This is a genomic window from Vibrio sp. 1151_11, assembly GCF_029478525.1.
GTDB classification, from domain to species: domain Bacteria; phylum Pseudomonadota; class Gammaproteobacteria; order Enterobacterales; family Vibrionaceae; genus Vibrio; species Vibrio anguillarum.
This window is the reverse complement of the sequence record NZ_SHMN01000014.1, coordinates 78,405-91,708: the sequence shown is the minus strand read 5'-3', so window position 1 is coordinate 91,708 and position 13,304 is coordinate 78,405. Positions and strand designations below refer to the sequence as shown.

Annotated in this window: 12 protein-coding genes and 1 other RNA gene; 4 read left to right on the top strand and 9 right to left on the bottom strand. The window is 47.1% G+C overall.

Features of this window, described 5'->3' with window-relative positions:
• Positions 1-19: 19 nt before the first annotated feature.
• From murD to rsmI, 9 genes are all read right to left on the bottom strand, one after another.
• Positions 20-1,339 carry a UDP-N-acetylmuramoyl-L-alanine--D-glutamate ligase gene (murD, locus tag EXZ60_RS11755; RefSeq protein ID WP_199867766.1) on the bottom strand — a complete coding sequence of 440 codons (1,320 nt, stop codon included), beginning with the start codon at positions 1,337-1,339 and terminating at the stop codon, positions 20-22.
• Positions 1,340-1,372: 33 nt separating this feature from the next.
• Positions 1,373-2,455, bottom strand: a complete 1,083-nt coding sequence (gene mraY / locus EXZ60_RS11750) for a phospho-N-acetylmuramoyl-pentapeptide-transferase (protein ID WP_017046513.1) — start codon at positions 2,453-2,455, stop codon at positions 1,373-1,375.
• A complete protein-coding gene (murF, locus tag EXZ60_RS11745) occupies positions 2,452-3,810 on the bottom strand; it encodes a UDP-N-acetylmuramoyl-tripeptide--D-alanyl-D-alanine ligase (RefSeq protein ID WP_199867767.1) in 1,359 nt (452 codons plus the stop codon). The genes mraY and murF overlap by 4 nt, the downstream gene beginning before the upstream one ends.
• Positions 3,807-5,294, bottom strand: a complete 1,488-nt coding sequence (gene murE, locus EXZ60_RS11740) for a UDP-N-acetylmuramoyl-L-alanyl-D-glutamate--2,6-diaminopimelate ligase (RefSeq protein ID WP_064625875.1) — start codon at positions 5,292-5,294, stop codon at positions 3,807-3,809. Before murE ends, murF begins: the two co-directional genes overlap by 4 nt.
• A gap of 16 nt (positions 5,295-5,310) precedes the next feature.
• Positions 5,311-7,041, bottom strand: coding sequence for a peptidoglycan glycosyltransferase FtsI (locus tag EXZ60_RS11735; RefSeq protein ID WP_013856076.1), 1,731 nt, complete (start codon positions 7,039-7,041; stop codon positions 5,311-5,313).
• Positions 7,038-7,355, bottom strand: a complete 318-nt coding sequence (ftsL, locus tag EXZ60_RS11730) for a cell division protein FtsL (RefSeq protein WP_010318013.1) — start codon at positions 7,353-7,355, stop codon at positions 7,038-7,040. The genes EXZ60_RS11735 and ftsL overlap by 4 nt, the downstream gene beginning before the upstream one ends.
• Positions 7,356-7,358: 3 nt before the next feature.
• Positions 7,359-8,309 carry a 16S rRNA (cytosine(1402)-N(4))-methyltransferase RsmH gene (gene rsmH / locus EXZ60_RS11725; protein WP_010318016.1) on the bottom strand — a complete coding sequence of 317 codons (951 nt, stop codon included), beginning with the start codon at positions 8,307-8,309 and terminating at the stop codon, positions 7,359-7,361.
• A 200-nt stretch (positions 8,310-8,509) separates the two neighbouring features.
• An RNA gene (gene rnpB, locus EXZ60_RS11720) (RNase P RNA component class A) lies at positions 8,510-8,913 on the bottom strand.
• Positions 8,914-9,032: 119 nt separating this feature from the next.
• Positions 9,033-9,899 (bottom strand): 16S rRNA (cytidine(1402)-2'-O)-methyltransferase, encoded by an 867-nt coding sequence (gene rsmI / locus EXZ60_RS11715; protein WP_013856074.1) that lies wholly within the window; start codon positions 9,897-9,899, stop codon positions 9,033-9,035.
• 69 nt (positions 9,900-9,968) lie between these two features.
• Between rsmI and EXZ60_RS11710 the strand changes: the two genes are divergently transcribed.
• The 4 genes from EXZ60_RS11710 to EXZ60_RS11695 are packed head-to-tail and all read left to right on the top strand — an operon-like array spanning position 9,969 to position 13,296.
• The gene (locus EXZ60_RS11710; protein WP_064625876.1) at positions 9,969-11,774 is read left to right on the top strand and encodes a penicillin-binding protein activator; all 1,806 of its coding nucleotides are present in this window, start codon (positions 9,969-9,971) and stop codon (positions 11,772-11,774) included.
• Positions 11,761-12,129, top strand: coding sequence for a YraN family protein (locus EXZ60_RS11705; protein ID WP_017046509.1), 369 nt, complete (start codon positions 11,761-11,763; stop codon positions 12,127-12,129). The genes EXZ60_RS11710 and EXZ60_RS11705 overlap by 14 nt, the downstream gene beginning before the upstream one ends.
• Positions 12,130-12,132: 3 nt before the next feature.
• A complete protein-coding gene (locus EXZ60_RS11700; protein ID WP_010318025.1) occupies positions 12,133-12,723 on the top strand; it encodes a phosphoheptose isomerase in 591 nt (196 codons plus the stop codon).
• Between the two features lie 3 nt (positions 12,724-12,726).
• Positions 12,727-13,296 carry a BON domain-containing protein gene (locus tag EXZ60_RS11695; RefSeq protein WP_017042658.1) on the top strand — a complete coding sequence of 190 codons (570 nt, stop codon included), beginning with the start codon at positions 12,727-12,729 and terminating at the stop codon, positions 13,294-13,296.
• The last annotated feature ends 8 nt before the right edge of the window (positions 13,297-13,304 follow it).

The window sequence follows — 13,304 nt, the reverse complement described above, 5'->3', positions numbered from 1 at the left end:
AAATGCAATTTCCTGTTGATTAAGCGTAACGCTGCGCAAGCTCGGCAAAGGCGTCACCTCTGGCCATAAAGTTTTTAAACTGATCAAAACTGGCACAAGCAGGCGAGAGCATCACCATATCACCACGACGCAGCTGCGGTTTGATCGATACGATAATCTCTTCCATCGATGAATAGAACTGAGCCGATGGATGCAGTGGCATGAATTGCCCACCGTCAACGCCAAAACAGCACAGTTTTACGTTCAATGTTTTTAGTATCGGTGCTAATGGCGAGAAATCAGCGCCCTTGCCAACGCCCCCCACAAGCAGATACAAAATCCCTTGGCAATTTAACCCCGACAACGCCGCTTGAGTGCTTGCGACATTGGTCGCTTTCGAGTCATTGACCCATTTTACGCCGTGATTATCAGCAACAACCTGACAACGATGTGTCAGCCCGCGGTAAGATTTCAATGCATCAAGCGCAGATGAGTAATCAACACCCGCCAAATCGAGCAGTGCGAGCACAGTGAGCACGTTAGCACTATTGTGTCGTCCCACTAAGCTGAGTTCTTCGCTTGCTAACAATGGCGTGCCTTTCGCCACTAAGAACGATTTGCCATCAATCATTTGCGTGCAATAGTCCGCGTCATGTTCAACGGAAAAACGTGCGATGTGACCTGAAAATGAGGGAGGTTCCGTCTGGCTATCATCGGCGTTCACGACCGCCGCTTGCGCATACTTAAAAATGCGCAATTTAGCTTGGCGATACGATTCCATACCATCGTAGCGATCCATATGATCTTCTGTCAGATTGAGAAAGGCAGCAGAGACGAGTTTTAAACTTGAGGTCGTTTCTAGCTGGAAGCTTGAGAGCTCCAGCACATAAAGATCGGCCTCTTGCTGAAGTAGATCTAAAGCAGGCACACCAATATTGCCGCCAACGACAACCTTAACCCCAGCAGCTTTAGCAAGCACTCCGGTTAAATCCGTCACTGTGCTCTTGCCGTTGGCTCCTGTGATAGCGATAACAGGCTTATCCACCTGCCAAGCAAAGAGCTCAATATCGCCCACCACGGGAATATGTTGTGCTAACGCCTGTTGAATCTCTGGCGTAGCTAAAGCAATGCCCGGATTAGTAACAATCAGGTCAGCGTCAAATAACCAAGCTTTGTTCCAGCCGCCACAATGTAGCTCAACTTGCGAGCTTAAATGCTCTCGACCTGGCGGGTTTTCACGTGTGTCGATCACCTTAATCGTGAGCGAGCGATCTAGGCTCAAAAGGTAGTTAACCACCGAGAGGCCCGTCATACCCAGCCCCACGACCACCACATTATTAACAGTTTGCCAACGATCCATCTTCATTCCATTCAACACCGTTTTGCTCTATCACTAGCGCACTTTTAGTGTAGCCAAACCCACTAACACCAACACAATTGAGATAATCCAAAAACGGACGATCACGCGTGGTTCTGGCCAACCTTTCAATTCATAGTGGTGATGGATAGGGGCCATCCGGAAAATACGTTGACCACGCAATTTGTAGGAACCGACTTGTAAAATCACCGACAAGGTTTCCATCACAAACACGCCGCCCATGATCACTAACACAAACTCTTGACGAACCAACACCGCAATTGTACCGAGTGCACCGCCTAAAGCGAGTGAACCCACATCACCCATAAAGACTTGCGCAGGATAAGTGTTGAACCACAGAAAACCTAAACCGGCCCCCACAATTGCAGTACACACCACCACCAACTCAGAGGCATAAGGAACATAAGGAATATGCAGATAACTGGCGAAATTGACGTTCCCAGTTGCCCATGCAATCACAGCAAAACCGGCAGCAACTAAAACCGTCGGCATGATGGCTAAACCATCCAGACCATCGGTTAAGTTCACCGCGTTACTGGTTCCGACGATGACAAAATAGGTCAGCACAATGTAGAGCAAACCCAGTTGCGGCATCACATCTTTAAAGAAAGGCACCACAAGCTGAGTAGCAGCGGTATCGTTGCCATGTGCATAGAGAGCAAACGCCACTATCAACGCAATGGCCGACTGCCAAAAGTATTTCCAGCGCGCGATCAATCCATCACTGTTTTTACGCACCACTTTGCGATAATCATCCACAAAACCGACGACGCCATAACCAAGCAGCACCGCGAGTACAGCCCACACGTAAGGGTTTGAGAGATCAGTCCACAGCAGTACGGTAATAATGATAGAGGCGAGGATCATCACTCCGCCCATGGTTGGCGTACCGCGCTTACTAAAATGTGATTCAGGACCGTCGTTACGCACTACTTGACCAATTTGCAGTAGTTGCAAACGTTTAATCAAGCGCGGCCCCATCCATAACGACAGAGCAAGTGCGGTTAAAATACTGACGATGGCCCGAAATGAGAGATATTCGAACAGACGAAAAAAAGAGAAGTATGGCTGGAGTAGATCCGCGAGCCAAATAATCATGAGTATTTCTCCTTGAGAGCAGCCACAATTTTACTCATACCCGCACTGTTTGCACCTTTGACAAGTAAGGTATGAGACTCTTGATCGAATTGTGATAATTGCTGCTCGATATAAGCAATCATGTCCGCATGGCTTTCAAAATGGAGGCCATGGCATAGGTCACTGATCACTTTTGCATCGCGACCGTAAGTAAGGACATAGTCAAACTGGAATGGTGCAGCATGTTCACCGACTTGACGATGAAGTGCAAGGCTTTCATCGCCCAACTCAGCCATATTGCCTAAAATTAACCAACGCCTTGCAGAGAAAGTGTTAAGTAGATCAACCGCCGCTTTCATTGCTGGAACACTGGCATTGTAACTGTCATCAATCAGTTTCACAGTCGAGCTCAATTGGGTGACATCAACACGCCCTTTCACCTGAGCTAGATGCGCAAGTCCGTACTGCACCTCTTCAAGATTTGCACCCAACTCCATGGCTAATGCCGCCGCCGCCAACGCATTGGAAACGTTATGTTCACCCACAATATTGAGCCCAATGTCAATATGACCGACGGGTGTGATCATTTCAAACCGGGCTTCACCTTGTTCATTAAGCTTAATACCACGAGCGTAAAAATCTGCCATTTGACGGCTGGAAAAGGTTTTAACGGTTTTGTCCGCTAAAATAGCGCTCCACCGCTCACCACCGTGGCTTTCTAAATTAATAATGGCTGTCGCACCTGAAGCAAGGCCTTGATAAATTTCACCTTTCGCCTGTTTTACACCCTCAATTGAGCCAAAACCTTCCAGATGCGCCGCGGCAACATTGTTCACCAATGCGACATCCGGCTTCACTAAAGAGGTGGTATAAGCAATTTCACCAATATGGTTCGCCCCTAACTCAATCACCGCATACGCATCATTAAGATCAGAGCGAAGCAGAGTGAGCGGCACGCCGATATCATTATTAAAATTGCCAGCAGTAAAGAGCACGCGCCCTTTGGCTGATAAAATATTTGCCACCATCTCTTTGACAGTAGTTTTACCACAACTGCCTGTAATCGCTGCGGTCGGTGTTTGACACTGTTGGTGAACCCAAGCGCCAAGCTGGCCTAACGCCTGTTTGGTGTTGGTGACCACCAGTTGAGGAACCGAAACTGCCAAAGGGCGCTGAACCAATAACGCCTTTGCACCAGACGCAACCGCTTGTGCAGCAAACTCATGAGCATCAAATTTATCACCGACCAAGGCAACAAAGAGCGCACCGGGTTTGATTTGACGCGTGTCGGTCGAGACCTCAGATACGGTGACATCACAACCAACCAATTGTGCATGCAAAACGTGCGTCAATTGCTGTAAAGAGACTTCTATCATGCACTTATCTCCAGTAAAGTTTGCGCCGTTTCGCGATCCGAATAGTGGATAGTTTGATGGGCCATCACTTGATAATCTTCATGCCCTTTGCCTGCCAATAAAATGATGTCTTGCTGATCAGCATGTTGCAGGGCGTATTGCACGGCAGCGTAACGATTGTGTTCAACGTGTGCGCGACTTGCAAACTCAAGCCCTGCCACCATATCTTGCACAATGTCTGCCGGTTTTTCGCTACGAGGGTTATCGTCGGTCAAAATGACCTTATCGGCGCAGCGCTCTGCAATTTCGGCCATCATCGGGCGTTTGCCTTTATCACGGTCGCCACCACAACCAAAAATCGCCCATAGCTGACCTTGGCAATGAACGCGAAGTGCTAATAGTGCTTTTTCCAAAGCATCGGGCGTGTGTGCATAATCGACGACGATCTTCGCACGATTTGGCGCTTGAAAGAGCTCCATTCGCCCTAAGACCGGCTGCAGTTGAGAAGCCGTTGTCATCAAGGCTTGTTTATCAAAACCTAAAGTCAGCATAGTGGTAAAAGCGAGTAGAAGATTGCTGGCGTTAAATTCGCCAATCAACGGCACGCTCAATTCACCTTGACCATAGTAGCCGTCGAAGGTTAATGAAATACCATTATCACTGTAAGAGACCGAGCTCGCCCACAGCGCTTTAGCGCATTGCGGTTGCTGCTTTAAAGAGACGGCAATCGGTGCTTTCAACTGCGCTAACCAACTCGCACCCACCGCATCGTCGGCATTAATGACAGCGTGTTGGCAGTGATGAGCGGTAAATAAGGAGAGCTTTGCTTTGGCGTACTCTTCCATGGTGCCATGATAATCGAGATGATCGCGGCTTAAGTTAGAAAACACGCCCGCAGCGAACTTCAATGCTTGAACTCGCCCTTGAACTAATCCGTGCGAAGAGACTTCCAGCGCAGTATAGCGAGCGCCCTGCTGCGCTAATTGATAGAGTGTTTCTTGGACCTCAATGGCATTACCTGTGGTATTGGCGGCAGGCTGTAAATAGTTAAGAAAACCATTACCCGTCGTACCTAGCACCGCCGCTTTCTCGCCTAACAAGTCAATCCACTGCGCGATTAATTGAGTAATGGTGGTTTTACCGTTGGTTCCCGTAACCCCAATCAACGTATTGGTCTTCGAACGATAAAGCCGCGATGCCAGTTGAGATAGATGTTGGTTTAGATCAGCAAGGTAAATCACTAACACGCCATTGACTGTAGTCATACTGCCATGCGGATGCTGCCCACACGCTTGAGCCAATACCAGATTCGCCCCAGCTTGAGTAGCGCTATCAATAAACTGCCTTCCGTCGATGGCATGGCCGACCACTGCAATAAAGGTATCATTGGATGATATTTTACGGCTATCGAGCACTAAACGAGTCACCGACAACGTTGAAATATAATGGCCATCGAGGTCAAGCCAAGGGGCGATGAGATCTTGTAAACACATACTCGGCGTCATTGTGCTTCTCTCTTAATTATTTTTGGAATCGATTTTCATCAGGAGCGACATTGAGGATCTGCAACGCTCCTTTCATTATTTCGGCAAAGACAGGGCCGGCAACGGAACCGCCATAATATAAGTCACCTTGAGGTTCATTCACCATCACCACTAACGAGACTCGAGGGTCGCTCACTGGAGCCACTCCTGCCGTGTAAGCAAAATATTCATCACCATAACCGCCGGCAATCGCTTTGCGCGAAGTGCCTGACTTGGCCGCAATGCGATAGCCCGGAACCGCAGCTTGAGTTGCTGTGCCACCGGGTTGGGTGACGGTTTCTAACATTTCCAACACTTTCTTAGCATTAGTTTTATCAACCACTTGGCGTGATAAATCTTGCTGGTTGCTGTCAATAATATGGATTGGTTGGTACTGACCTAAATTGCCTAAAGTGGCATAAGCATGAGCCAACTGAATGGGGGTAATTGACAAACCATAGCCAAATGCCAAGGTGGCAATTTCAAACGGTGACCAACGGCGGCGATTCGGGAAAATACCCAAAGTCTCACCGACGAGGTTTAAACCCGACATTTCACCAAGCCCTACAGAGGTATACATACCTAATAGGGCTTCGAGAGGCATTTCAAGCGCCAGCTTAGCCACTCCGATGTTACTCGATTTTTTCAGAATTAAGGTTAAATCGGCTTTGCCGACTTTTGAGGTATCACGCACTCGACTGCCGCCGATTTGCATGATGCCATTCCCTGTATCAATCACCGTTTTGTCATTCGCAACGCCATTTTCAAGCGCGGCCAATACTACAAAAGGTTTGACAGTTGAGCCCGGTTCAAAGGCGTCCGTGATCACGCGGTTACGCATTTTAAAACTTTGCCAATCGGAACGGTTATTGGGGTTGTATGAGGGGGCGTTAACCATCGCTAATACTGCACCCGTTTTCACGTCGAGCAAAATCGCCGATGCCGAAGTGGCACGATAGTCCGCCACAGCTTGCTTGACCGCACGAAAGGCGATCGCTTGCAAACGTTGGTCAATGGTCAACGCCAGTGGCTTGCCCTCTTCACGCTCTTCAAGCGAGATATTTTCCACCACTCGGCCATACCGATCTTTGCGGATCACCTGTTTGCCAGCTTCCCCCGTCAGCCATTTATCATAGCTGCGCTCAACCCCTTCTAAACCGTGGCCATCGATGCCCGTCACACCAATTAAGTGCGCACTCGCCTCACCGGCTGGATAGTAACGGCGAGATTCGGCCTTGAGCCCCACACCCGCTAATTTAAGTTCGCGAATATAATTGGCCATTGCAGGGCTAACTTGACGCTGCAAATAGATAAAACGGCGGGTTTGGTTCTCTTCAATTTTTTTCAGCAGCTCACTGCGCTTAATGCCTAACACATCAGCCAGTGCGTACCAACGTTCACGTTCAACTAAGCCGCCGGCTTTAAAAATAGCCACAGGATCAGCCCATACTGCATCGACAGGAACACTGACTGCGAGAGGTTCACCATTACGATCTGAAATGATTCCGCGTGCCGATGGCAAGGTTTTGGCTCGGACAGAGCGCATATCCCCTTCGCGGATCAAATTATCCGGTTCGATAATTTGGATGAAGGCAACGCGCCCAACCAATAAAGCGAAAGCAACGAATACAAAAAAGAGGATGAGATAGAATCGCCAACGGATCAAAATAGGAGATGTCGCTTTTTCTTGACGAGGTGCCGCTTGGGCTTTGTCTTTGTTTTTTTTCATTTGAGCGTAATCACCACTTCTTTATCAGAATCAGGTCGCTTCATTTCCAGCTCTTGTTTGGCAAGGTTCTGCACGCGGCTATGTTCTGCGAGGGCCGTTTCCTCAAGAATGAGGTTACGCCATTCATTATCGAGCCGCTCGCGCTCAACTAAGGTTTGATCTTTTTCTGAAATCGCCTGCCTAGAATGATGGGTAATAAACACCACTCCCATCGCACTGGCAAAAATTAACATTAACAAAATAAGCGGCACTCGACCCACCGTAAACAGGTCAAGTGCAATCAGTTTGGTTAAGTTAGGCGGCGACTTAGACATGGACTACAGTTTTTCAGCAACTCGTAATACTGAGCTGCGTGAACGGGGATTGAGTTCCACCTCTTCTTTAGTTGGCATAATCGCTTTCCCAACTGGTTTTAAGTTGGCTGAGCCCAATGCCTGAATTTGTATTTCTGTTAACGGCAAACCATGTGGAACCTCTGGGCCTTTACTCTCTTTACGAATAAAGCGTTTGACCATGCGATCTTCAAGCGAATGGAAACTGATCACCGATAAGCGCCCTTGTGGGGCTAAGATCTTAGCTGCGCCTTTTAATGCAGTGTCGATCTCTTCTAATTCACTATTGATATAGATACGAAATGCTTGAAATGAGCGCGTAGCCGGGTGTTTTTTCTCTTTAAAGCTTTTCGGCGCGGCTTCTGAAATCAGTTTGGCCAATTGACTGGTGCGCGTCAGAGGCTCTTTTTCATCGTCTTCACGGTAAGCGACAATCGCTTTGGCAATACGGCGCGCATGCTTGTCTTCACCAAATTCACGAATCACCCAAGTAATGTCGTCCAAATCGGCTTGCGCAAGCCACTGCGAGACAGGGATCCCCGACGTCGGGTCCATACGCATATCAAGCGGGCCATCTTTCATGAAACTAAAACCGCGCTCGGCATCGTCCAACTGCGGCGAGGAAACGCCTAAATCAAGTAGTACTCCATCCACTTTCCCGACCAGATCGTAGCGCTCAGCGTATTGTGCCATGCCAGAGAATGGGCCATGAATGATAGTAAAACGCGGGTCGTTAATTTTTCCAGCTTCAGCAATCGCTTGTGGATCGCGATCTATGCTGTACAGACGACCATTGTCACCCAACTTAGAGAGAATTGTACGACTATGACCACCACGGCCAAACGTGCCGTCGATATAAATACCGTCTGGTTTGATAGCAAGGCCATCAATGGATTCATTCAGTAGTACAGAAATGTGTTGAAAAGGTTCAGTCATCGTTTTCTCATCGGGCTAAAGCTGAAATATAGCAATCGGCTACGGCGCAAGTATTCAGTTTACTGATTTAACGCCGCATCGCTACCACTTGACGTTGGCATCACGTGATATTGCGCTAAGTTTAGTGCTTACGAAATAATTTTCGTCAATAAAAAGCAAAAAACCCATCATAACCGCAAGAGTTATGATGGGTCTGCAATAGGTGGAGTTGACGTATAAGCCGGGTTCTGTTCCGCTTGCGCGGCAGTAGCCATTCGTCTAGGCCAGCAATCACTCACTGGCTCAAGCAACCTACCCGCTTCCTTACGCGAGCAACGCAATGTGGAAGCCTATTTGGTCTTGCTCCGGGTGGAGTTTACCTTGCTACGAACTGTTGCCAGACGCACGGTGCGCTCTTACCGCACCCTTTCACCCTTACCTGTGCCCATTCCGAAGAAATTGGGCCATCGGCGGTCTTCTCTCTGCTGCACTTGTCGTAGGCTTTCGCCCCCCAGGCGTTACCTGGCACCCTGCTCTATGGAGCCCGGACTTTCCTCCCCTCCATCAGTCTCCCCAACACAAGGCTAAAGGACATCAATGAAGCAGCGACTACCCAGTCAACTCCGAGGGCGGATTGTATAGAGAAAGATAGGTACTGTCTAGGCTCAAACAACTTCTGTGTTTAATTCACGCTTAAGCGTTTAATTATCCATCGATTTAAAACATCAAGATGCCGCTGGCTAATTAAGCAGATAGGTTTTCAAGCCCCCACTTATAAAGGGCATTTTTCTTAAGGTTATAAATTTCAGCCGCCAATGCGGCCGCTTTTTTCAGAGGCAGCTCTTTTGTCAAAATCGCTAAACTGCGCAATGCTTCGTCCGGCAAGCTATCGTCCACGCTTTCTCTGTAACCATGGATCAGTAACACCATTTCACCACGCTTGCGGTTCTCATCTTCATTAATCCAATTAATCAGTTCGCCTAACGGCAAACCTTGAATCGTCTCGAAGGTTTTGGTGAGCTCGCGGGCTAGCACCACGTTACGATCTGGCCCTAAGATAGCTAACATATCTTGCAGTGATTCGCTAATTCGGTGTGGTGACTCATAAAAAATACAGGTGCGTTCAGCCTTAGCGATCTCTAGGAATTTATCTTTACGCCCTTTGCTTTTCGGCGGCAAAAAACCTTCAAAACTGAAACGATCAGAAGGCAAGCCTGATGCACTGAGTGCAGTAATCACAGCACAGGCGCCCGGAAGTGGCACAACTCTCACACCAGCTTGACGACATTGATTGACAAGATGGTACCCTGGATCACTGATCAGTGGCGTTCCTGCATCAGAAACCAACGCAATAGATTGCCCTGATAATAATTTATCGACTAACACTTGTGCTTTTTGCTGTTCGTTGTGATCATGCAAGGCAAAGGTTTTAGTCTGGATATTGAAGTGAGCGAGAAGTCTGCCAGTATGGCGTGTATCTTCCGCAGCGATAACATCAACACTTGAGAGTACTTCAATGGCTCGCTGGGTAATATCACCCAAATTGCCAATTGGCGTAGGAACAATGTAGAGAGTTGGGATCTCTGCTGGCAAGGTTTTGCTATCTGTCATTTGTTTACCATCACTTCAACGATTAATATAGAGACAATTTTACACGGAATAACGAAAGAACTCATGGCTATGAAGAACCATCCGAGACTCAGTGTACCACGCTTATTCACGCCCGTTGCATTAGCAATGGCTTTGGCGGCGTGTTCGTCTTCACCGTCGACGCCCACCTCAGTCGATATTACGCAAGATCCCACCAAGTCAGCGCAAACTTACTTGATGCAAGCAGATAGTAGCCAAGGTTCACTGCAAAATGATTGGTTGATCATGGCTCTTAAAGCCGCCATTAACGAAAACAACAGCGAACAAGCGCAACTGTTGATTATGCGCTTAGCCAAACAGTCGCTCTCTGAAGCGCAACAAGCTGAATGGCAAATGGCTAAGGCGCAGTTGTTGAGTAATGCGGAACAGTTTTCACAAGCGCTCTCTCAGCTTAATTTTCAGGCTTGGTGGAAGCTAAGCCCTGAAACATGGGCTCAATACCATCAAATGCGCGCCGATATTTTTACCGCGCTCAGCCGCCCTTTTGATTCAAGTAGGGAGCTTATTGCATTAAGCACTTACGTTGATGATGCCGAGCAAGAGGCGATTGCCGATCAAATTTGGCTCAATTTCAATCACTATAGCGAGCGTGAAATTACCCAATTAAATCCAGAGCCTAACGAAAACGTGCTCGATGGCTGGCTACAACTGGCTGTATATATGAAAACGCTCAATAGCAATATTCCGCAGTTGAAGAATACGCTCGAAAAATGGCTTGCGGAAAACAGCAATCACCCAGCGGCTCGTTATACGCCTAAAGCGATACAAGATATTTTAGCGCTGGAAATCATCAAACCCACTAACACCGCGTTGTTACTTCCTCTTTCCGGAAAGTTTGCCACGCAAGCTCAACTGATCCGTGATGGCTTTATCATGGCGATGATGAATGACCGTAACCGTGACCTCAATGCTACCTTGACTGTGATTGATACCAATGCCGAAGACGCCGCGCTCATAGACAAGCAATTGATTGAAAAAAACATTGATTTCATTGTTGGACCACTCATCAAAGAGAACATCGAGAATCTACATAAGCTTCAACAAGCACGCTTAGCTTCTATCCCTACGCTGGCGTTGAATATTCCAGACCAAATTGAAGATCATCCTAACACTTGCTATCTTGCACTTTCGCCAGAGCAAGAGGTTGAACAAGCCGCTAAGTATCTGTTTAGCCAAGGCTATCAATACCCTTTAATACTCGCTCCTCAAGGTAATTACGGCCAGCGTGTAGTAGAAGCGTTTAACGCAGAATGGCAAAAATACAGCAAGAATAAAGTATCGGTGAACCTATTTGGTGATAAGCGTCAATTGCAACGCAACATTAACTCAGTATTTGGTCTGCAAGATAGCCAACAAAATATCGCGCAAATGGATGCGTTGATGGGTATTGATTTGCAAAGCCTGCCCCGCAGTCGTCGTGATATCGATTCGGTTTATATCGTGGCTAACAGCGCAGAATTGACTTTAATTAAACCCTTTATCGAGGTCGCAATTAACCCTGACACTAAGCCACCCAAACTGTTTTCAAACTCTCGTAGTAACAGTGGTAACACACAGTATGAAGACCTCTCTGGTGTAACTTATAGCGATATTCCATTACTCATTCATCCCAATTCAATGCTGGATAATGAAATGAACCAATTGTGGCCAAAGAACTCCAATAGCGAGCGGCGCTTACAAGCATTAGGTATGGATGCTTATCAGTTAATGACTGAGTTGCCACAAATGAAGGTCGTCGAGGGGTATAGTATCGATGGCAAAACAGGCACATTAAGTATTGATGAGCAATGCGTGGTACAGAGAGAGATCAGTTGGGCGGTGCATGGCGCTCTTTAGTCGCCGCGCAGTTGGTCAACAGTATGAAACCGCAGCCAAACACTATTTATTAGGTTGTGGTTTGGCTTTTATTGAACAAAACTTCAATACCAAAGTCGGTGAAATCGACCTCATTATGCGAGATAAAAACACCTTAGTGTTCGTAGAGGTTAAATACAGAAAAAACCAATGTCATGGGCATGCCGCAGAAATGGTTACTACCGCAAAAATGGCAAAGTTGATGAAAACCGCGAATTTATGGCTACTGAAACATGGCCTATCGCCCTATGACACCGATTTTCGTTTCGATGTGATCGCCATCCACCAAGATGTGCACCACATTGAGTGGATTAAAAACGCAATAACTCAAGGATAAACGATGCTCGACAGCATTAAAGACAGTTTTACCGAAAGCATCCAAATTCAAATTGCGGCTGCTGAAGCACTACCCCATGCGATCACGCATGCTGCACAAGCCATGGTGGCAACGCTACTTAACGGTCATAAAATTCTCTGTTGCGGTAATGGTGGCTCTTCGGCCAATGCCCAGCTTTTTTCTTCTTGCTTACTGAACCGTTTTGAAACTGAACGCCCGAGTTTACCCGCCATTGCATTAACCGCAGACAATACCACGTTAACCGCAGTTGCTAACGACTATCACTACCAAGAAATATTCTCGAAACAGGTACGTGCATTTGGTCAACCTGGTGATGTTTTGTTGGCTATTTCAACCAGTGGTAACAGCAAAAACATCATTAAAGCGATGGAAGCGGCTGTGACTCGTGATATGACGATTATCGCTCTCACAGGCAAAGACGGCGGAGAAATGGCTGGTCTTCTAGGTGAAAATGATGTGGAGATCCGCATCCCCTCGCAGCGGACGGCTCGAATCCATGAAGTTCATATGGTCACCCTACACTGCTTATGTGACTTGATTGATCAAGTCCTTTTCCCTTCTCATGAAGAATAGACAATGAATAGATTAAAACTTTCACTCATTCTACTGTTGAGCTTTGCTGTATCAGGTTGTGCAGGAGTTATCCTTGCTGGCGCGGCAACAACAGCGAGCCTAGTAACAGACCCTCGAACCACTCAAGAAATTTGGAATGATAATAACATCGAATTTGAAGTAGCAGGTATCGCCAATAAAGCCCCCTTTAACGGAAAAACTCGCATTACGGCCAGTTCTTATCAAGGGATTGTCGTGTTGATGGGACAAGCTGAAAACTCCGGATTACTCAATGAGTTTGAAAATAAAGCACGTGAGACAAAAGGGGTCAAAACCATTCATAATCAAGTCAGAATAAAAGCGCCTTTATCAATTGGCGAAATCAGTAACGACAGTTGGATTACGACTAAAGTAAAATCAGCGCTGTTGGCCAATTCTGAACTGAACACAATCAAAATCAAAGTAATCACAGAAAATAGAGAAGTATTTTTACTTGGCTATGTCTCGGCAGAACAGGCTAATCTAGCCAGTGATATTGCTCGAAACATATCAGGCGTAAAACAGGTGATTAAGGCATTTCAATACAGCGAATAACCTAGGTT